We start from the raw sequence: 21,405 nt of genomic DNA on the forward strand, positions 1-21,405 counted from the left end.
TAAGCTGCCACTGCAGACCGGACAGCAGGAAACTTCTTTACTCTTGATGAAAAATATGTGTATCTGTATTGAAGAGTTTTTCGTATTGTGCTACTATAATCATGTTTATTGGGACCACAATACGAAATCAATCTTTGGTAGGGGAGAAATCGTATTGTGGTTTTTCCTGTTCACCTCAATGCCTATTTGATAATGGCATTATAATACGATATCAATGGACAAAACAAGAGAGCAAAAATATCTGACCATGGACAATGTGAGTGAGCAGTGGCAGGTCAGATCAAGGAGTCAAAAACATCTGGATTTTTCTCTTTTTTCAAAACGATATCATTATATATTTCTTTATGTGATAACAAAACAATCTGCGCAGGGCTTTCCCGATTTAAAACGAATACCATCAAATCATTTTTTGAAAATCTACCATAGTTCTTTTTTCCTCCAGGTTTGTTAACGGCTATGATATGTCCACTTTCAGTTGTTTCAACCTCATACATTAAATATGGTATATCAATCAATCTTTCTCTGAACTCCTCTGGTGAACAATTTTCGACTAACAACGGCACAAGTTGTACGTTATAAAGAAAATCATATTTCATATTCAGACCTCCCTAAAAAACCTTCATCCAACTGCTCCAAAATATAACTATTATTCAGCCAAAAGCACTGCTTTGGATACAGCCTCCCGTCCGGCAGTTCATATGTATCCTTTGCATTTAAAGCGTGCGGCCTCACATGACTCACTCTGTTCTCCGAAGATTTCGGAAAATTATTATAATGTTTTCCATTCTTCTCCGTCACATGTAATCCTTCACACAATACCTGCCTTGTCTTTTCCCAAACAGAATGAACCTCTTCGCTCAAATCCTTATACGGAATATTCCAGAACTGACAGCCTTCTAAATACAATTCTTTATTCTTATCAAACTTATAGACAACAAATAAAAACCTTGTTTCGCTGAGATAGGTATAGAATGTCGACGTCTCCCATTCTTCCCCTACCAGTTCTTTGAACTTGAATGTCGGAAATGACATATTCTCCCTGATTTTGTTATCGCTACTGATACGAATTGTCTTCAACGCAACATTTGCCTTCTCGAACTCTTCTGCATGGTTACCTCTGACCCCTAATATCCGGTATGCCAGCATAGCCCCCAGATTTTTCGGGCACTTTTCAAAATCCACATTGAATTTCCGGCAAAGATTAGTAACGGACCACCCCTTGTATTCATGCAATTTGTTCACCACATAATCTTCGAACGACTCTTCAGCCACTTCTTCCATTATAGGTTCGTAGGACTGTTTTCCTGGGACGATATAGTTGTTCAGAACATATGTCATATATGAGTTTTTGAATGCGAAGGCTCTCGGTTTCGCCAGCTCATCGCTAAATGGCTGCTTTCTTCTATTCTTTGATGTGGCCGCTTTCGGTGCCGCACCTAAATATAGGGTATCTCCCTCCGACAGCTCATGGGCCTTTCCTGCTCGGATTTTTGCGACTATCTTCTCGAAGTCCTGCCGAATGATGTACTGATCCTTTTCCGGAGGAGTGAAGAGCTTGGCAAATCCGATTTCGTAATCTAGTCTGCTCTCCATTTCTTTATCGAACAGATAATAGACCAGAAGAATCAGCTTCGACTTTTCCCACATGTGGCTTTCCTCAAATGACTCATCTATGACTTTACAATAATCAATCATGGTAATAATCAGCCGTTCCTTTGCAGACAGGGTCTTATTGTTGTTTACACGGTATGGAGTCACTTTCAGCTCCACTCCCGCCTTATCAAAATCCGGCTTCGAATCATTGTTGCACTGATAGTGAAAGAAGCACTCCTCAATCAGTTCCCCTAGCCTGCCCTTCCTTTTACTGTCATCATACTGGTTGTAATAGTTACTCGCCTCACGAATCATCGCGCTTTCCTTAACAATATCCGCAAACGTCCTTCCAATAAGCTTTTGCGCATAATTCTCTATGCTTAGTGGATCCGTTTCGTCATATTCTTTTTCAAATTCTTTCCAATAATTGTTATCCATTATTCACCCTGATGCAGTCGTCTTCTGCGTCCTTTCAATCAATAAACTCCACTTAATAATCGTCATTTTCCAGCGGCATTTCTCCAAACATCACATTAAATGCAGCATCCTCAATCACCTTAATGCATTCGTCCGTTTTTTTCAGGATATCTTTCCCCCAGAAGTGTATGACTGTCCACCCAAGAAAAAGGAGTTCCTTGTCTATCTCAATATCCCGCTCCCGGTTCCGCGTGATTTTCTTTATCCAATAGTCGCTGTTCTCCGCCACCTCCAGCTTGGGTTTCAGTATCTCCCAGTCCTTTCCATGGAAAAATTCGCTATCACAGAAAACTGCAATTTTATATTTGGTCAAAGCAATATCCGGAGTCCCAGGCAGAGCCTTATAGTTTTTCCGATATCGAAAGCCTTTGTGCCATAGCGCTTTACGTAATTTCACCTCTATCGTAGTGTCCTTGCTTCGAATATGGCTCATAGTCTTATGTCGCTGTTCTTTGGTCATGCGATCCATACAATTATCTCCTGTAATCGGTATGTCTTTCTAATCTCACTTTTTCTGATTGTTCATTTTTCTCTATGCATAGGATGAATTCCTTATCTATAGCGGTTTTTGCACAACTCTCAATTGATATTTGCTTCAATTCATCCAGAATCAAAGCTGTAGCTATCAATGCTGCCCTGGCTTCTTGTGTAATGGGTATCAGCTTCCGCACACCATTTAAATTGCAATTTCAACGAATTCGCTCTTGCTGATTTTTATTCCGCTATGTGCCAGTCTATCTACACGTTCATTATAAATCTGATTCAGCGCATTCATTTTATCTTTTCCCAATCCATGATGCAAAAGTCTATGACATGTAGGACACAAGCATACGATATTTGCATAAACATCCAGACTGATATCAAAGTGCACTTGCCTATGAATTGGAATTGCATGATGCCCTTCCATATATTGACGCCGCGTGCTTTCGGCTGTAAATGTAGTATGAGATGAATCTATTTCACATTTATATCCCGCTGATTCAATAGATTGCCTTAAGATTATTCCTGAACGTTTCCAAATCTTCTGGGCAGAAGCTACCTGACCTTGAACAGGAATTTCAATGTCAAGAATCTCCAATTTCTTTCTCTCATTTTGAAATCCTTCGCCAATAGCAAATTTATAATAATTATTTAAACTCGCACTGTACATTCGATGTCCGCGCTTATCGAGAGCCTTAAATTCTTCATCAGAGTGCAGATATGCCCTGATTATCTCTAACTCACCTATGTCTCCAACTTCATAGATCATTTTTTCAATCTTTTTATTTTTCACTAGATATCTGGAAATATTATTTAGTGCATCAATATAATGTTTGATGGATGATTCCGAAAGCTGACGTACATCACGCAAATAGCGTATATAATACTCCCTTAAAACGAATTCTGTATTCATACTGCCCCATTTCTCAGCAAACAACCGCGCTGTACTATCACATCCCCATTGTTTTTTTTGCGACTCCTGCAGCCACCCCTATAATACGGATTTGATCCGCACTGACTGCTATTGGTTCATACTCCTGATTCTCCGGGATAAGCATCACAAGGCTCCCCATCAGCTCCCTGATGAACCACTGACGGACCACTGACGGACCTGTTCTTCCTTTCCATAAGAATCCGATCCGATTCCTCCATGCAATAATTGTTCAACAAAAACGGTATTCTACTGATAGCTACGGTTGTTTTGCCGGATCCGGCAACGCCTTTCAGTACGGAATGGCCCATGACTGTGTTATTGATAATCTTTCTTTGTTCCATGTTTAGCAGCATAAATGTATCCTCCCCGATAACAATTACATTTATTGCATAATATTAGGTAAATAGTAACATTTATGTGAGAGAAAGTATAGTGTTTATAAAGGTTTGCTCCTCTGCGAACCATCTAGCAACGCAAAAAAACTGCCCGCCGGATTTCTCCACATCGGACAGCTCTCTTTCATGATTTATTCAATATTATTCATCGTCTCACTGCAACAATCAAAAGATTGCTTCAGGGCCCCTCTGGCCGGTACTGATACGTACGGCGTCAAGAATTTCATACACGAATATCTTGCCGTCACCAACGTTTCCCGTAAATGCTGCTTTGGATAATGCCTCTATCGTCTTATCTGCCCATTCTCTGCTTGATACGACAATTTCGAACTTTATTTTAGGCAGCATATTGATGTCCACCTTGGTTCCTCTGACGATGCTCTCATAACCCTTCTGCACCCCACATCCCATCACCTGATATACGGTGATTCCGTGGATTTCGATGTCCCTTAAGGCATCTTTGATATCCTCATATTTTTCTTCTCTTACGATGGCTTCTACTTTATACATATGCTCATCTCCTTTCGTTGATTAATCAAGACCATTAAATGCCGGATATGCACTCTCGCCATGCTGGGACATGTCCAGTCCCAATTTTTCGTCGGCTTCAGAAACCCTGAGAGGAACGAATATTTTAACTATAAAGGCGCATACGACAGTACCAACAATGGATACTGCAATTGATAGCAAAATACTTAGAACCTGAGCTACAAATAATCTATGTTCACCAAAAATTAGACCATTCCATTTAGCTACACCGTTAATGCTGCTGTCTGTGAATATTCCAGTCGCCAGACCTCCCCATATACCACCGATTCCATGACATCCGAAGGCATCCAGTGCATCATCATACCCGAAACGCTTTTTGATAACCGCAATAGAAAAATAGCAGATTGGACTTACCAGTATTCCTATAATAATGGCTGCCCATATTGGAACAAAACCAGCTCCCGGTGTAATTGCGACGAGTCCAAGGATACCACCCGTGGCTGCTCCTACTGCTGTTGGCTTGCCCTGTTTAATCATATCCAAAACCATCCAGGAAAGAAGAGCAAAAGCAGCAGATGTATTTGTTGTCATAAATGCATGTACGGCAAGACCACTGGCTCCAAGAGCACTTCCGGCATTGAAGGCAAACCATCCAAACCATAGAATGGAAGCGCCAAGAATCACAAATGGAATGTTGTGTGTCCGGTAAGATACTTTATTATATCCACGTCTTTTTCCAAGTATTATGGATAACACAAGCCCGCTTACACCGGAACTGATATGTACTACGTTTCCACCGGCGAAATCAACCGAACCAAGCACTGTTCCCATAAATCCGCCTGCACCCCAGACCATATGTGCCAATGGATAATAAACAAGTAATGACCATAACACAACAAATCCTAACAGGGCCTTGAAATTCATACGGCCGGCCACTGCACCTGTAATGATGGCCGGTGTGATAACGGCAAACATCATCTGGAACATGGCGAATGTAAGGTTCGATATTGTACTGGAATATGGTCCAGGTACATCAGCGGATACATTCCTCATAAATGTCCAGTCAAAATTACCTATAATCCCGCCGATGTCTCCCGAAAAGCTAACTGAGTAACCCACGAATATCCACAAGGCCGTTGCGATTCCCATGAGAACTATGGATGAAACCATTGTGTTTAGAACATTTTTTCGTTGAACGAGTCCTCCGTAAAAGAATGCAAGCCCCGGCGTCATAAAAAGAACCATGGCTGTTGCAATCAGCATAAAAGCAGTGTCTCCTGTATTCACTGTATTCATTGTAATACCTCCTCTTTCTTTTACATTGCATTTTGATACTTACTTATATAAAAAGACAAAAGCGCCTGAATCTTTTACAGGTTCAGACGCCTTTGTCTTGAAATATCGGTATTATGATAAAAAAATGGCGCCATGGGATTTCCACGGCGCCTTTGCTTGTGTATGACTGAATGATAAAGTATATCATTTATTTTGTCAATCATTTTTTTAATTTATTTTTTTCACGGCAAATTTGAGATTGACACTAGGAAACGATAATGCTAAAATTAGCTATCATAAATTCAACGGCGAAGGTGCTTAGGAGATACTTCCTGGTACCTTTTTTGCTTTTTTTGAGAAAGGAAGGATATACTATGAAAAACAAACTGACTGAAGAGTTTGGGGAATACGTATTTAACGACAATGTAATGCAGGAAAGACTTCCAAGCGACATTTACGCCACGGTTCGCAATTCCATCACAATGGGACGGCATTTTGATAAGGACGTAGCCGGTGTAGTTGCAAATGCCATGAAGCAATGGGCTATCGAAAAAGGAGCTACCCACTATACTCACTGGTTTCAGCCGCTGACCGGAACAACTGCGGAGAAGCATGATGCATTTTTATCTCCTGATAAGGAAGGAAAGCCGCTGACAAGATTTTCCGGCAAAGAGCTGGTAAGAGGGGAACCCGATGCATCCAGTTTTCCATCCGGCGGACTCCGCTCTACCTTTGAGGCGAGAGGATACACTACGTGGGATCCATCATCCTATGCCTTTGTCCGGGGTACTTCCCTGTATGTTCCATCCGCCTTCGTATCCTACAGCGGAGAGGCCCTCGATGAGAAGACTCCTCTTCTGCGTTCCATGGAGACTCTGAACACGCAGGCCATGCGCATACTTCGCTTATTTGGAAACACCACAAGCAGCAATGTAATCGCTACTGTCGGCGCTGAGCAGGAATACTTCCTGGTAGACGAGAAAATGTTCAGCCAGCGTCCGGATCTTTACAACTGCAACCGAACTCTTCTGGGAGCAAGATCTCCAAAGGGACAGGAACTTGAAGATCATTATTTTGGAAGCATCAGCCCTAAAGTCCTGGCATTCATGGAAGATCTTGATGCCGAACTCTGGAAGCTGGGCGTATTCTCCAAGACGCGCCATAATGAAGTTGCCCCTTGTCAGCACGAGCTGGCACCTGTCTTCTCCATGTGCAATGTGGCTGCTGACCAGAATCAGCTGACCATGGACGTACTGAGAACCACAGCTGTCAAGCACGGCTTCCGATGCCTTCTCCACGAGAAGCCTTATGCTGGCGTTAACGGTTCCGGAAAACATAACAACTGGGCTTTAGGAACGAACGATGGATTCAACCTTCTCGACCCTGGCTGCACACCTGCAGAAAACACACAGTTTCTGGTGTTCCTTATGGCAGTCATCAAAGCAGTGGATGAACACCAGGATATTCTGAGAGCCTCCGTGGCGAATGCAGCCAACGACCATCGTCTTGGCGCACAGGAAGCACCTCCTGCCATTATTTCCATATTCCTGGGTGAGGAATTGACAGCTGTTCTGAATGATTTCGAGAACGGAACTATCTACCAGGGGAAATCAACGGATTTCCTTACCAAATATGCTCAGGTCCTTCCTCACATCACAAGAGATACCACGGACAGAAACCGCACATCACCTTTTGCTTTCACCGGCAACAAATTCGAATTCAGGATGCCCGGATCCAACCAGTCCATTTCTACTCCAAACACCATGCTGAACACCGCAGTTGCGGATGCCCTCATGGAATATGCTGACCTCCTGGAGAAGAGTGAAGATCCTGTTGCTGCGGCAGTCCGCCTCATCAAGGATGAGATAACTGCGCATAAACGGATTCTTTTCAACGGAAACAACTATTCAGAGGAATGGTCCGCTGAAGCGGAAAGACGCGGATTGTTGAACCTCAAAACCGCCGTGGATGCCATACCGGTATATAAGGACCCCAAGAATATCGAACTGCTGAAAAAGCACCGCATCTTTCAAAAGAACGAAATGGTGGCCCGTGCAGACGTAGCCCTGGAAAACTATGTCCATACTATCCATATTGAAGCGCTCACCATGGTGGATATGATTCATCAGTCCATCATCCCGGCGGTAATCAGCTACCAGAATGATCTGCTCTCTGTCTTAAGGGCTAAGAAAGAACTTTCCCTTGACTTGGACAGTTCCATGGAAACTCTCCTCCTGGAGAAAATCGGCAAACTGACGCCTGTGCTTATGCAGAGCATCCAGACTATCGAGAACCTCCTGGCAGATGATCATTCCCATGAATCCGTCTTAAACCATGCGGCCTACTACCGTGACAACCTCATTCCTGAAATGAAGGTTTTGAGGGATGCCGCAGATAAGCTGGAACTGATTTCCAAAGAATCCTACTGGCCATTCCCTTCCTACTCACGAATGATGCACGGAATCAGATAATAAAATTCACTTTTGGCCATACATCTTGAATTTTTTCATAATCCTTGTCATTTCTTCATCTTCAATAACCTCAGGCTGTCCGATACATCGGGTCCTGTAATAAAGCTCTGCGGCATACTCCACTTGTTCGAGTATGTCCAGGGCTTTTTTCATGCTTTCTCCGCCGGTCACCACCCCGTGATTGGCCAGAAGGACGGCATTATTATCCTGCATAGCCTCCAGCGCATTCAGGGCCAGCTCCCGCGTTCCAAAAGTGGCATATTTTGCGCATTTAACAGACTTCCCGGCGACCGCCAGCATATATGTAACCGCCGGGAGGTCCTCCCTCAGACAGGCTATCGTGGTGGAAGAAACAGTATGGGCGTGTACAACGGAGTTCAAATCCCACCTGTTTTCATATAGTATCGCATGAAGCATATATTCACTGGAAGGCTTTCTCTCCCCTTCCACCACCGTTCCCTGCAGATTCATCACCACCATGTCTTCCGGCTTTAATTCCCGGTAATCCATTCCGGAAGGAGTGATAGCCATAAGCTGCAGCTCCCTGTTATAAATGCTCAGATTGCCGCTGGTTCCTTTTGTAAAGCCCTTTTCCAGCATGATGATTCCGCCATCTACCAGTTCAGTTCGCTCCTTTTCCATCAACATCTCTCATTCCCCCTTTTCATCCCCCGGAGAGCAGCCTCAAAGCCTTCCTTATAAGGAGGGCAGATGATTCCCTTTTCCGTTATGAATCCCGTTATCAGTGCATGGTCTGTAACATCAAACGCGGGATTAAGTACTTCTACTCCTACTGGTACCGTTCTCTTTCCAAATCCGTGGGTTATCTCTTCCGGAGGCCGCTCCTCAATGAGTATTTCTCTCCCAGTTGGCGTGTCCATGTCAATGGTGGAAAACGGCCCGGCCACGTAGAATGGAATTCCGTGTGCCTTCGCAAGAAGGGCAACGCCATAAGTTCCGATTTTGTTGGCCGTATCTCCGTTGGCCGCCACCCGGTCACAGCCGACAATGACAAAGTCCACCCTCATATTTTTCATTACATATGCTGCCATGCTGTCCGTTATAACCGTAACATCCACACCTGCTTCCTTCAGTTCATAAGCCGTCAGTCTGGCTCCCTGCAGCAGAGGCCTGGTTTCATCCGCATACACGTGTATCCTTTTGCCCTGCTCTTCTGCCACATACACAGGTGCCAGGGCAGTACCGTATCTGGCCGTTGCCAGCCGTCCCGCATTGCAGTGGGTAAGGATACTCATTCCGTCCCGCAAAAGGGCTGCACCGTTTTCTCCAATTTTCCTGCAGGTTGCAGCATCCTCTTCCGCTATGTTCATGGCCTCTTTTTCCAGGAGACATCGGATTTCCGGAAGTGTCATTTCTGCATTTTTCAAAACCACGTCTTCCATCCTGTCCAAAGCCCAAAAAAGATTCACGGCTGTTGGCCTGGATGAGGAAAGGAATCGCTTGTTTTCCAAAAACGCTTCGTAGAAATCTTCAAAGTTTTCTGCCTGAATCTCTTTCAGTCCAAGAACCATTCCAAATGCTGCGGCATCCCCGATTGCCGGCGCTCCCCTTACCTGCAGGTTTTTTATCGCCCTCCGGCAGTCTTCTATGTTTTCAATGTCCAGTATGATTTCTTCCGTCGGGAGCTTTGTCTGGTCAATGATTTTCAACTTGCCCTCTTCCCATCTGATCGTGTCCATGTAATCTCCTCCCGCACTATTTTGTACTCGGTTTGAACCTTTTTAACCGCAGAGCATTGCTCAGTACCGAGACAGAGCTGAGAGACATGGCCGCCGCGGCTATCATTGGATTCAGCAGAGGTCCTCCAAAAAGATAAAGCAGGCCTGCTGCTATGGGAATCCCCGCCGTGTTGTATGCGAATGCCCAGAAAAGGTTCTGACGTATGTTCCGTATTGTACTTTTGCTCAGTTCTATGGCGGAAGGCACATCCATGAGATTACTTCTCATAAGGACGATGTCGGCTGATTCTATGGCCACATCCGTACCAGATCCGATGGCAATCCCCACATCTGCCTGCGCCAGGGCAGGGGCATCATTGATTCCGTCGCCTACCATTGCGACGATTCCCCCTTCTTTCTGAAGTTTCTTCACTTCCTCCGCCTTGTCCTGGGGAAGAACTTCTGCCAGCACCCGGTCTATTCCCACTTCACGAGCAACGGCCTCTGCTGTTTTCTGATTGTCCCCCGTTATCATGACGACCATTATCCCCAGCTGATGCAGCCGGCTGATGGCTTCTTTGCTGTCCTTCTTCACCACATCTGCTATGGCGATGATTCCGGCAGCCTTCTCATCTACAACTGCGAAAACAGGAGTCTTCCCTTCGTCTGCCAGCCGTGATGCCTCTGCTTCCAGATGGTCTGGATTTATTCCCGCATCCGACAACAGCATCCTGTTTCCGACCAGCACATGCCTGCCGTCAATAACCGCTCTTATTCCGTGACCCGGAATTGCTTCAAAGGACTCTGGTTTCAACAGCATTATACTGTTTTTATCCGCATACCGGACAAGGGCTTCACCCAGGGGATGTTCAGAGCCTTTTTCAGCCGATGCTATGATTTGTATCAGCTGCTCTTCCGATACGTCTCCTGTCGCTATTACATCCGTAACCTCCGGATTTCCCTCTGTTATTGTTCCTGTCTTATCCAGTATCACAGTACCCACTTTATGTGTGATTTCCAGGGCTTCTCCGCCTTTGATCAGGATTCCGTATTCAGCGCCTTTTCCTGTTCCGACCATGATGGCTGTCGGAGTTGCCAGACCGAGCGCACAGGGACATGCTATCACAAGTACGGATACAAATATCTTAAGGGCAAAGGCAAAGGAATGGCCTGTCAGGAACCATGCAAAGAATACCAGCACCGCAATTACCACCACTACCGGAACAAAATAGCCGGATACGACGTCTGCCATCTTGGCAATGGGGGCTTTAGTTCCCTGGGCATCCTCCACAAGCCGGATAATCTGGGCCAGGGCCGTATCTTCTCCCACTCGGGAGGCTTTCAGGAGAATGGTACCGTTCTTATTGACACTGGCTGCGTAGACCTCATTTCCTTCCATTTTGCTGACGGGCATACTTTCTCCTGTCAGCATGGATTCATCCACAGAGGTCCTCCCCTCCGTCACAAAACCATCCACGGGAATTTTCTCTCCGGGCCGTACCATTATGATATCCCCTACTTCCACTTCCTCAATGGGGATGTTCTTTTCCTTCCCTTCCACGACCAGCGTCGCTGTCTTGGGTGCGAGCCCCATCATCTTTTTGATGGCTTCCGAAGTCTTTCCCTTCGACCTCATTTCCAGGGATTTACCTAACAGAATCAGGGTAATGATGGTTCCTGCCGATTCAAAATACAGACCCTCTACCGCCATATGATCCCCACCGAATATAAGCATGGTCGAATACAGGCTGTAAGCAATGGCGGCCGTCGTGCCTATGGCGACCAGCGAATCCATGCTGGGAGCCCTCGCTGCCAGGGCCTTAAATCCTCTTGTGTAAAACTGATATCCGGCAATGATGATGGGAATCAGCAGTATGATCTGAGCCAGGGCAAAATTCATCGGTTTTTCCATTGGTTTCAGAAACGCTGGAACAGGAAGGACCATGGCGCCCATGGCCAGGTACAGAAGCGGTATGGCAAAAACAATGGCAACAACCAGTTTTCTCCACTGAGTCTTCATTTCCTTTTCCTTGCGGGCAGCCTCCTCACCGGAACTGGTGCTTCTTTCAACGTCCAGCGCCTTATATCCCGCCTTCTCAATAGCCTGCTTCAAACCGGATATCCGGATTACTTCGGGATCATATTCAATGACGGCTTTCTCTGTCGCCAGGTTTACCGAGGCTTTTTTCACACCTGCCGTATTATTAAGCGTCTTTTCGACCGTTCCGGCACAAACCGCGCAGGTCATGCCGCCTACGGGTATGGTCACCTTGCCGTACCTGCCTTCTTCCTCTGTTCCAAATCCGATCTTGGTTATGCTTTCCTTGATTGCTTCCATGGGTATCACGTTTTCATCATATTCCACGGACATAGTTTCTGTGGCAAGATTCACCGATACCTGGCTGACTCCTTCCAGCCGGGAAACGGTTTTTTCCACGGACGCCGAACAGCTGGCGCAATGCATACCTGTAATCCTGATCTTTTCCTTCTGCATGATTCCACCTACCTTTTCAATAGCCTTCCAATTGTGACAAGCATCTCATCTATTATTTCATCGTCTCCGTTTTTGATCTTTTCTACGAAGCAGCTTCTGACATGATTTTCCAAAACCAGTGTGCTGACGGAGTTAAGGGCGGACTGAACCGAGGATATCTGAGTCAGAATATCATCACAATAACAATCCTTTTCCACCATGCCCTTTATTCCGCGTATCTGCCCTTCTGTTCTGTTCAGTCTTTTCACCAGATTATCCTTTAATTTATCATCCCGCTGCGTCTGTCTTTCACCGCATGTGCTGCATTCTCGGCCTGAAATTTCAACTGTTTCTTTTTCCATATCTTTCCTCCTTGCATTCATTGCTATACCCCCCTCCCCTATATCTAATGGTAACACATATAATCTCCGCTGTAAAGATTTTCCACTTCTTGATTATTATCCATCTAAATGCTATATTACTAGAATAAGCGGAATTTTTAAGAGGAGGATATATGGTACCTTTAGGCAAGATTATACAGATTCTTGAGAAAAACTTTCAGGTCAGGGTAGAAGGCTCCTGTGATGGAGAGGAAAAGATCGCCACGGTCCAGTTTCTGACTCCTCCCAACAATGATGTCCGTATTTATCAACCTTATGTCCTTTACCTTGCGGTAACGACGGATTTCAACCTTCCGGACGAGAGTGTTGTCCTGCTGATTGATGCAGCTTTGGTTTCCCCAAGGAAAAACACACTGTCTATTAACCGGCCGCTAAACCCGCTGGATGTCCATAATGTCATAAATATGGAGATTATAAATTCCATAAGCATCGACAAGGAAAAAGAGGAGATGTTTTCAATCCTTCAATCCGGGGGCGGCATCAAGTCCATACTGGAGGTTGCCCACTCCTATCTGCGTAACCCTGTTGTCATTTGTGACACAAACTTTTCCATCATAGAGGGAATCCCGGAGCACCATAATCCGATTGATTTTGAAGAACAGGGCAGCCGGGAAATTCTGACCATTGCCTCCATAGAATCCATGCACAAAAAAGATCTCATCAATAAAATTTTCAAATCCAAGGATGCCTTCTTCACATATAACGAAATTTCCAACATGAATGTCCTCATGTGTGGGGTCCGGATAAACCGGTCCGTGGTAGGATTGGTGGTAGCTGCCGAGCAGGCGAACCCATTCAAAGACATTGACATTGAATATGTTCAGGTTCTTGCCCAGATGCTGTCCATCGAAATCCAGAAACGGGGAAACGCCCTCGCGAAGGGCGAACTGAAATATGAATCTCTTCTGAAGACTTTGTTTGACGGGAAGTTAAGTGACCGCAGCTACGTGGAGCAGCGTTTCTCCCAGCTAGGTTATCAGCTTTCCAGTTACCTTTACATCATTACATTTGCATGCGATCTGGTAACGGATAAGCATATCAACCCGCGCTATTATGTGGATCAGCTTAATTATATCTGCAAACGTGGGTTGAGCTTTATTTACCGCGACACCCCCGTCATGCTCCTGTTTTCCGACAAGCCTGCTTCGCCTTTTTCCGACGAAGAGGAACTGCGGTTGGAAGATTTCCTGAAGTTGAACCAGCTGTATGCTGCCGTAAGCTATCCTTTTACGAATGTGCTCAATACCCAGTATTATTATTCCCAGTCTGCGGATATTCTGCACTTTTTGAAAAAAGATGTCCCGGATAAAAACATCCTTTATTTTGAGGATTATTGCCTTTTCGGTCTACTCAAAAACGTTGAGCCACTTATTCCCCTGCAGACGGCCATACATCCGGATATTCTCAGTCTGCGTGATTACGACTTGAAGCACAATACGGATTATATGAATACCCTGCGCAATTATGTTTTTGCAGACCGCAATGCCTTAAAGACCGCAGCTGCACTCAATATTCACAAAAGCACATTTTTTTACCGGCTCTCTAAAATCGGTGATATCCTGGGTGTTTCTCTGGATAACGGCCGTAAGCTTTTTCTCTACGAGCTGTCTTTTCACATCATCGATTTCATCGGACTGGAAAGCATCAACTAAACCGTTCCAATAAAAACGAGCCGCATCCTAAAGATGCGGCTCGTTTTATATTTCCAATTATTCTGCTACGGTTGCATACATGAAGTATTTATAGCCTAAAGGACTTGCAAAAAATCCATCCATGCTCTTTGATTTCATGTAGATATCTGTGTAGTAGTAGAGCGGGCAGATTGCTCCAGTTGACATTAACAGATCTTCTGCCTCATGCATAAGCTTAAAACGTTCTTCCTGATCCTTGGATGATTTAACCTTTGCAATGAGTACATCATAGGTCTTCGCCCAGGTTAATCCGTCTTTTCCATCCAGTGAATAACCTGCATAAGATGCATGAGGTCCTTTGCCAAGCTGTGAATCATTGTTTCCGCTGGCAGTGGTCCACATATCCAGGAAGGAAATCGAATCGTTATAATCTGCAAGCCATCCATTTCTAGCTACAGAATACTCACCGTTCTTACGTGTTTGGAGGAATGTAGACCATTCCTGTGTCGCAACAGTCATATTGATTCCATATTGTGCATATAAGCCATTCAGGTAGGCAGCTATGGCTTCGTGACCTGATCCAGGATTCGTGATATAAGCAAGTGTTGGGAATCCAGAGAGGACTCCATCAGCGTCCACAGTGAAGAGACCTGATGTTTCAGCAACCCCACGGAGAAGCTCTAGTGCTGCCTCGCTGTTTGCGGTATAATCCTCCGGTTTAACTTCGAAGTATCCGGCTCCATCCATTTTTGGACCGTTATTTGCAATATACTCTGAACCATCCGGTTCTGTCAGGCCCATTGCAACGAACCCTGACGCAGCAACCTGTCCAGCCTGTCCGATTTCCTCTACGATGTAGTTTCTGTCGATCAAAAGGCTGAGTGCTTTTCTGATATCCGCTTTTTCTTCTTCTGTAAAGTCGGAAAGGGCGTTATCATTTACATTGAAGGAAATATAATATGTTCCAAGCTGTCCTTCTACTGCAAATTCATCCGGGTACTGCTCTTTTAATGAAGCAATTTCGTCCGTTGGTACGGAGTCAATGAATTGGTATGAACCGTTCTGGTAGTTTGCGAGTAAAGAGGTATCATCACTATTAAATGCGAATACGATTTCATTCGTCTTGATTGCATCTGCATTCCAGTAATTTTCATTTTTCTGCATAATAATCTGGCTGTTTGAAAACTCAGTGATTTTATATGGGCCGTTTCCTATATAGGTTTCAGCTGCTGTTGCCCATGCCTCATTGCCCTGCACAACATCCTGTTTTACTGGCATGTATGTGGGGAATGCACACAATTCAAAGAAATATGGAACATCAACAGGCAATACCACCGTCAATGTTTTTCCATCTTCCGAAGCCGTTACATTAAGAACTGCGTCCGGGTTGGTTCTTACACCAGCATCATCCGTCGCTGTTACGTCTGCATAGCCGTCAACAACTTCGAACATATATCCGTAATCTGCTGCCGTGGCAGGGTCAACAGCTCTGTTCCAGGCGTAAACGAAATCCTGTGCTGTCAATGCGCTGCCGTCGCTCCATTTGAGGTCGTCTTTCAGTTCGAATACATACTGAACGGATCCATCCTCCAGAGTCTCTGCCTTGGGAAGCTCTTTTGCACAATCCGCAACGAGCTTCAGGGTCCCGTCTTCATTCTGCTGGTAGCCAACCAGACCTGCAAATGCGTGGATGATATAAGTAGCACCATCAACCGAGCTGTTCAGTGCAGGGTCTATTGTGTCGGGCTGGGAAGCCAGCGCAACAGTCATACTGTCCGCATACTTAACAGCGGCACCAGTTGTGGTCTCATCGGCATTTGAACTTCCGCATCCAGCCAGGGAAAACGTCAGTCCAGTTACCATTGTTAGTGATAAAATCAATGTTAAAATCCGTTTCATTTTTCTTCCTCCTTGTTTTTTTTATAATAACTGAATAATTATTACCTTCCTGAGTGGACTGCTATACGTGAATACATGCAACACTATGTCCCGGAGATACTTCCCTGAATTCCGGCACGACCTGCGCACATTCAGCCGTCGCCCTTGGGCATCTTGTCCTGAACACACACCCGCTTGGTGCATTCAATGGGCTCGGAACATCTCCTTCCAGGGTAATCCTGGAGTGAGTTTTCGCATAGTTTGGGTCCGGAATCGGTACTGCGGACAAAAGGGAAATGGTGTATGGGTGCAGCGGATGGTTGTACAGTTCATTTGCTTCTGCCAATTCCATCATTTTACCAAGGTACATGACCGCAATTCTGTCAGATATATATTTTACAACCAGAATATCATGGGCTATAAAAAGATAGGTCAGGCCCAGCTGGCTCTGTAAATCTTCAAATTTATTGATGATCTGCGCCTGGATGGATACATCCAGGGCGGACACCGGTTCATCTGCCACGATAAAATCCGGCCCTACAGCCAGTGCCCTGGCAATCCCGATTCTCTGGCGCTGTCCCCCTGAGAATTCATGGGAATACCGAGTGGCATGCTCGCTGGATAGTCCGACGGTCCGCATCAGTTCATGTATGCGATCCTGCCTGTCCCGCTTTGAATCATACAATTTCAGTACATCCAACGGCTCACCGATAATGTCTCCGACCGTCATTCTCGGATCTAATGATGAATATGGATCCTGGAAAACCATTTGGGCTTTTTTGCGCATTTCCATTATAGATTTATTATCGTCGATTTTCTTTCCCTTAAATATTATTTCTCCTGATGTTGGTTCATAAAGCCTTAAAACAGAGCGCCCGACTGTAGTCTTTCCACATCCGGATTCCCCCACAAGTCCCAGCGTTTCCCCGGTTTTTAATTTAAAAGAAATATCATCCACTGCCTTAAGGGGTTTGGATGTAAACATTCCTGTCGTTATATCGAAATACTGTTTTAAGTGGTTCACTTCAAGCAGATATTTGTTTTCATCATTCATGGCTGTACATCTCCTCTATCGCTGCCTTCGTGAATGTCTTGTTTTCCAGTCCTTCCACAACATTCATCCAACATCTGGAAATATGGTTCTCATTAATCACTAACTCCTTTGGATCAACTTCAAGGCAGACTTTCATTGCGTTTTCACACCGCGGAGAGAACGGACACCCATCGGGCATATTCAAAAGGTCCACAGGATTTCCACCGATAGGCTTTAATCTTTCCCTTTCATCGGATATTGTCGGGATAGAATTTATAAGTCCTTTTGTATATTCATGTTTTGGGTTATAGAATATTTCTTCCGCCGTGCCTCTTTCAGAAACCTGGCCGGCGTACATTACGATGATTTCATCGCACATATCCGCAACTACCCCCAGATCATGGGTAATCATAATAATAGCCATGCCCATTTTCTTTTGAAGCTCTTTCATCAACTCAAGAATCTGCGCCTGAATCGTTACGTCCAAAGCCGTGGTCGGTTCATCCGCAATCAGGAGATCCGGTTCGCAGGCCAGCGCCATGGCAATCATAACTCTCTGTCTCATGCCGCCGGAAAATTCATGTGGATACTGTCGGACCCTTTTTTCGGGCTCATTTACTCCGACCAGTTTCAGCATTTCAACCGCTCTGTCCTTTGCCTGTTCGCGGTTTCTGCCTGTGTGCAGAAGTATTACCTCCATCAGCTGGTCCCCTACCGTCAGGACAGGATTAAGGCTGGTCATGGGATCTTGGAATATGATGCTTATTTTATTCCCTCGGATTTTTCGCAGCACTTCCGCCGAGGCCCCTACCAGTTCTTCTCCCTTGAATTTTATACTGCCACTGACGATTTTACCGGGATTCGAAAGAATCTGCATTATGGAATATGCAGTAACACTCTTTCCGGATCCAGATTCGCCGACGATTCCCAGCACTTTTCCTTCATCCAGATCAAAGGAGACTCCATCCACTGCTTTAACCTCTCCGGTCGAAGTAAAAAATGAAGTATGTAAGTCCTTTACAGATAATAAACTCATTTTATTCCTCCTACTTCTTCAATTTTGGATCAAATGCATCCCGCAGGCCATCACCAAGGAGATTAAACGACAGTACAATGAGACAGATTGCCACTGCAGGTATTACCAGCCTGTACGAATAGCTGTAGATACCGGACAATGCATCTGATGCCAGAGAACCCAAGCTTGGCATCGGAATGGATACGCCCATTCCCAGGAAGCTCAGATAGCTTTCCGTAAATATCGCGGAAGGAATCTGCAAGGCTGTCGATATGATGATGACACTCATGCAGTTTGGAAGGAGGTGCTTGCGGATAATCCGACCAGGCCTTGCACCTATGGTTTTTGCCGCCAGCACATACTCCATCTGCTTGATGGTAAGTATCTGTCCCCTGACGAGCCTAGCCATGCTTACCCAGTACAGAAGCGCAAATACGATAAAGATACTGATCATATCCGTTCCCAGTTTTTCCAGAACCGTCCCCACCAGAAGCGGCTGTATGGTCTGTTTCATAACAACCGAGAACAGGATAATCATAAGCATATCCGGAAGGGAATATATGATATCCACAATACGCATCATGATCAGATCCACTTTTCCTCCGAAATATCCGGATATGGACCCGTAAATAACGCCAATTATCAGTACTATAATTGCTGCGAAGAATCCGACTGCAAGGGAAATCCTGGCACCATATACCACTCTGATTGCATAATCACGTCCCTGTGCATCCGTGCCAAAAAAGTGCGGGAATACGTTTTCACCGATTTCCATTTTTGCCTGTTCCGTCTTTGAATATTCCATCGGTCGAAGATTATTATAGGATGAGTCGGCGCTCTGCCCCTTCGTAAGACCAAGCTGCTGGTCATAGGAATACGGATAGAACATCGGCATGAATATAACCATCAGCGCTATGACTATCAGTATTATCATGCAGGTCATGGCAATTTTATTTTTTCTGAGCCTCCTCATTCCATCTTTGAAGAAAGTGGTGCTTTCACTCATTCTCTCCTGCTGCAGTTTTTCCTCTTCTGTAGCCTTCTCGAAGCTCTTTAGATTTATCTGCAGGCTGAACGGATTTTTCTTCGGCATTTCATTTATGTTCTTGCTCATTGATAGACATCCTCCTGTTTTCTACGTCAAGTCGACCCTTGGGTCGAATACCTTGTATAATATGTCGGAAATGAGCATCATGACTACCACAAGAGCAGCCAGGAAGATGGTGGTTCCCATTATCATGGTGTAATCCCTGCTGGTGATACTGTCAATGAACTCTTTACCAAGCCCCGGAACCGCAAGGATTTTTTCGACGACAAGGCTTCCGGTTACGATGTAAGCGACCATCGGACCTGCGTAGGTGATGACGGGTGTAACAGCATTTCGAAGAGAATGCTTAAACAGAATCTTGACGGGTTTTAATCCTTTGGCCCTGGCTGTCCGGATATAATCCTGTCCCAGAACATCCAAGGTACTGGATCGTGTAAGCCTTATGATATATGACAATGGATACAATGCGAGAGCAACCACAGGAAGGACCATGCCCCCCGGCTGGGTGCCATTCGCCGGCAAAACACCCAGCTTTATACTGAAAATCAGCAGGAGCAGGGTGGCTGCAATAAACGACGGCATAGCCACAAAGGCCGTGGAAATGACCATAATGATCTTATCTCCCGGCTTATTATGGAATACGGCCGCAATGGATCCGAAGATCAGCCCGAGAACGATGGCTGCAAGAGCTGCCGCCCCACCCAGCTTGGCACTGGTAGAAAAACCGGTCATGATGACTTCCGATACATCCTTGCCTCTTTGCTTGATGGACGGGCCGAAATCAAAATGGGCAACATCTCCAAGATATGTCAGATACTGTTCAAACACAGGTTTGTCCAGACCGAATTTAGACTCCAGGGCTGCCGTTACCGCTGCACTCGGCGCTTTTTCACTCAGGAACGGACCTCCCGGAACGGCATGCATAACAAAAAAAGTGATAGTGATAACCAGAAAAATTGTAACTAAGGCAAGGATAAGCCTTTTCAGTACATAGAAAGCAAATTTTGAATTCATCGACCATTCCTCCCAATCAAACTAAGTTCTGCCTATTCTTTCGGCAAACAAAAAACCCAGTAAACAAACCTGTATATAATTCATTTACTGGGTTAGTACTTTTTCCATGCCTTTTATTATATAACAACTTGCCAGCAAGTGCAACATATGTCCTGTCATTTTTGTGTATTTTTCACGAATCCTGATACTCCTTTGTTCCGTAACAACAAAAAAACTTCAAACCCACTAAAATAAGGGTTTGAAGTTTTTCGAATTGGAAAAGAGGCGACAACCAGATTTGAACTGGTGATCAGGGTGTTGCAGACCCATGCCTTACCACTTGGCTATGTCGCCATACAATAAATCATTACGCTCGTTAAAGCTTTTATAGTATAGCAACAAACCCCTGTTTCGTCAAGCCTGTTTTTGATTTTTAGCCAAAAAGCATGAATACGTTTGTAATAATACCCATCAGCAGGTTATGGTCATAAATCATCGTGAGAAAGCGGCTGTCCGCCACCATGGCCATAACCTGCTGGCCGCCCGACGTCCCAGAAAAAGCTGTCAGGACCACGCAGAGCACCCACAGAATAAGTATGGATTGTGCCAATCCGACAAACAGACCGGCCAGCCGGTTGATTCCCCTGATGATTGGAATCCGTCCGATGATATCCACCACCACCATAATAATCCTGAAGATGATGCTTATGACTATGAACAGGGCAATAAACGCAATGGCGTTCACCAGCATGCCACTGAGGGAGCGGGTTGTATAACCCCTTAAATCAGTTGCTCCCAAAAGGCCATAGGATTCCTCATTATTATTGTCCACGAGAACATCCCTGATTATTCCTGGCAAAGGCAGGTTTCCAATAATTTCTTCTGGTCCGGCACCCCCACCTTCCACGAGCCGCTCCCCGACAAATTTATCCATCTGAGAATACACTGTTTCATACATGGGTGTATGTTCCTTCAGCAATTTTGCTGCTTCAGGAGTGAAATAGGCAGCCAGAAACAGCGTCAGTATAAGAGCTGCCACCGAAACGACTATTCGGAGAGCACCTTTCCTGAATCCTGCTATTGCCATGATAACCATGAACAAAAGAACACCTGCCAGCAAAATATTATCCATTATCCATA

General features: G+C 45.1%; 20 protein-coding genes and 1 tRNA gene. 3 read left to right on the forward strand and 18 right to left on the reverse strand.

The features are described from left to right. Window positions 1-190: hypothetical protein (locus tag BUA79_RS12685; RefSeq protein WP_207647338.1), on the forward strand; the 190-nt coding region annotated here is incomplete at its 5' end. A gap of 85 nt (window positions 191-275) precedes the next feature. On the opposite strand, the gene BUA79_RS09505 is transcribed toward BUA79_RS12685, so the two are convergent. From BUA79_RS09505 to BUA79_RS09535, 7 genes are all read right to left on the reverse strand, one after another. After that, entirely contained in the window at window positions 276-596 is a 321-nt protein-coding gene (locus BUA79_RS09505) for a hypothetical protein (RefSeq protein WP_073994198.1), read from the reverse strand. Then, window positions 586-2,031, reverse strand: coding sequence for a Sau3AI family type II restriction endonuclease (locus BUA79_RS09510; RefSeq protein WP_073994199.1), 1,446 nt, complete (start codon window positions 2,029-2,031; stop codon window positions 586-588). Before BUA79_RS09510 ends, BUA79_RS09505 begins: the two co-directional genes overlap by 11 nt. A gap of 52 nt (window positions 2,032-2,083) precedes the next feature. Continuing rightward, on the reverse strand, window positions 2,084-2,539 hold the full coding sequence (locus tag BUA79_RS09515; protein ID WP_073994200.1) for a very short patch repair endonuclease: 456 nt from the start codon (window positions 2,537-2,539) through the stop codon (window positions 2,084-2,086). A 207-nt stretch (window positions 2,540-2,746) separates the two neighbouring features. Beyond that, window positions 2,747-3,463 (reverse strand): HNH endonuclease, encoded by a 717-nt coding sequence (locus BUA79_RS12290; protein WP_094757412.1) that lies wholly within the window; start codon window positions 3,461-3,463, stop codon window positions 2,747-2,749. Between the two features lie 116 nt (window positions 3,464-3,579). Beyond that, entirely contained in the window at window positions 3,580-3,837 is a 258-nt protein-coding gene (locus BUA79_RS09525) for a hypothetical protein (RefSeq protein WP_073994201.1), read from the reverse strand. Between the two features lie 207 nt (window positions 3,838-4,044). Next, the gene (locus tag BUA79_RS09530; protein ID WP_073994202.1) at window positions 4,045-4,389 is read right to left on the reverse strand and encodes a P-II family nitrogen regulator; all 345 of its coding nucleotides are present in this window, start codon (window positions 4,387-4,389) and stop codon (window positions 4,045-4,047) included. Window positions 4,390-4,410: 21 nt separating this feature from the next. Next, on the reverse strand, window positions 4,411-5,655 hold the full coding sequence (locus tag BUA79_RS09535) for an ammonium transporter (protein WP_334292714.1): 1,245 nt from the start codon (window positions 5,653-5,655) through the stop codon (window positions 4,411-4,413). Between the two features lie 362 nt (window positions 5,656-6,017). Between BUA79_RS09535 and BUA79_RS09540 the strand changes: the two genes are divergently transcribed. Next, window positions 6,018-8,114, forward strand: coding sequence for a glutamine synthetase III family protein (locus tag BUA79_RS09540; RefSeq protein WP_073994204.1), 2,097 nt, complete (start codon window positions 6,018-6,020; stop codon window positions 8,112-8,114). Window positions 8,115-8,120: 6 nt separating this feature from the next. On the opposite strand, the gene BUA79_RS09545 is transcribed toward BUA79_RS09540, so the two are convergent. The 4 genes from BUA79_RS09545 to BUA79_RS09560 are packed head-to-tail and all read right to left on the reverse strand — an operon-like array spanning window position 8,121 to window position 12,628. Then, the gene (locus BUA79_RS09545) at window positions 8,121-8,762 is read right to left on the reverse strand and encodes an L-fuculose-phosphate aldolase (RefSeq protein ID WP_073994205.1); all 642 of its coding nucleotides are present in this window, start codon (window positions 8,760-8,762) and stop codon (window positions 8,121-8,123) included. Further along, the gene (gene mtnA, locus BUA79_RS09550; protein ID WP_073994206.1) at window positions 8,756-9,814 is read right to left on the reverse strand and encodes an S-methyl-5-thioribose-1-phosphate isomerase; all 1,059 of its coding nucleotides are present in this window, start codon (window positions 9,812-9,814) and stop codon (window positions 8,756-8,758) included. Before mtnA ends, BUA79_RS09545 begins: the two co-directional genes overlap by 7 nt. A 16-nt stretch (window positions 9,815-9,830) precedes the next feature. Continuing rightward, a complete protein-coding gene (locus BUA79_RS09555; RefSeq protein ID WP_073994207.1) occupies window positions 9,831-12,287 on the reverse strand; it encodes a heavy metal translocating P-type ATPase in 2,457 nt (818 codons plus the stop codon). Between the two features lie 8 nt (window positions 12,288-12,295). Continuing rightward, window positions 12,296-12,628: a metal-sensitive transcriptional regulator gene (locus BUA79_RS09560; protein ID WP_094757416.1), complete on the reverse strand. Its 333-nt coding sequence runs from the start codon at window positions 12,626-12,628 to the stop codon at window positions 12,296-12,298. Window positions 12,629-12,780: 152 nt separating this feature from the next. Here BUA79_RS09560 and BUA79_RS09565 point away from each other — a divergent pair, with 152 nt between their 5' ends. Beyond that, complete coding sequence (locus BUA79_RS09565) at window positions 12,781-14,319, forward strand: PucR family transcriptional regulator (protein ID WP_073994209.1); 1,539 nt, start codon at window positions 12,781-12,783, stop codon at window positions 14,317-14,319. 57 nt (window positions 14,320-14,376) lie between these two features. Here the strand turns inward: BUA79_RS09565 and BUA79_RS09570 are convergent, their stop codons facing one another. The 7 genes from BUA79_RS09570 to BUA79_RS09600 all read right to left on the reverse strand — a co-directional run bounded on the left by BUA79_RS09570 (window position 14,377) and on the right by BUA79_RS09600 (window position 21,397). Next, entirely contained in the window at window positions 14,377-16,197 is a 1,821-nt protein-coding gene (locus BUA79_RS09570; RefSeq protein ID WP_073994210.1) for a peptide ABC transporter substrate-binding protein, read from the reverse strand. A gap of 61 nt (window positions 16,198-16,258) precedes the next feature. Continuing rightward, complete coding sequence (locus BUA79_RS09575) at window positions 16,259-17,230, reverse strand: ABC transporter ATP-binding protein (RefSeq protein WP_073994211.1); 972 nt, start codon at window positions 17,228-17,230, stop codon at window positions 16,259-16,261. Continuing rightward, window positions 17,223-18,245 carry an ABC transporter ATP-binding protein gene (locus tag BUA79_RS09580; protein ID WP_073994212.1) on the reverse strand — a complete coding sequence of 341 codons (1,023 nt, stop codon included), beginning with the start codon at window positions 18,243-18,245 and terminating at the stop codon, window positions 17,223-17,225. The genes BUA79_RS09575 and BUA79_RS09580 overlap by 8 nt, the downstream gene beginning before the upstream one ends. Before the next feature lie 10 nt (window positions 18,246-18,255). Continuing rightward, window positions 18,256-19,338, reverse strand: coding sequence for an ABC transporter permease (locus BUA79_RS09585; RefSeq protein ID WP_073994213.1), 1,083 nt, complete (start codon window positions 19,336-19,338; stop codon window positions 18,256-18,258). A gap of 21 nt (window positions 19,339-19,359) precedes the next feature. Then, a complete protein-coding gene (locus tag BUA79_RS09590) occupies window positions 19,360-20,286 on the reverse strand; it encodes an ABC transporter permease (protein ID WP_073994214.1) in 927 nt (308 codons plus the stop codon). Window positions 20,287-20,548: 262 nt separating this feature from the next. Then, window positions 20,549-20,619: transfer RNA gene (locus tag BUA79_RS09595), tRNA-Cys, on the reverse strand. Window positions 20,620-20,698: 79 nt separating this feature from the next. Continuing rightward, the gene (locus BUA79_RS09600; RefSeq protein ID WP_073994215.1) at window positions 20,699-21,397 is read right to left on the reverse strand and encodes a CvpA family protein; all 699 of its coding nucleotides are present in this window, start codon (window positions 21,395-21,397) and stop codon (window positions 20,699-20,701) included. Window positions 21,398-21,405: the final 8 nt, after the last annotated feature.

Source organism: Parasporobacterium paucivorans DSM 15970 (assembly GCF_900141895.1).
In the GTDB taxonomy this organism is placed as follows: domain Bacteria; phylum Bacillota; class Clostridia; order Lachnospirales; family Lachnospiraceae; genus Parasporobacterium; species Parasporobacterium paucivorans.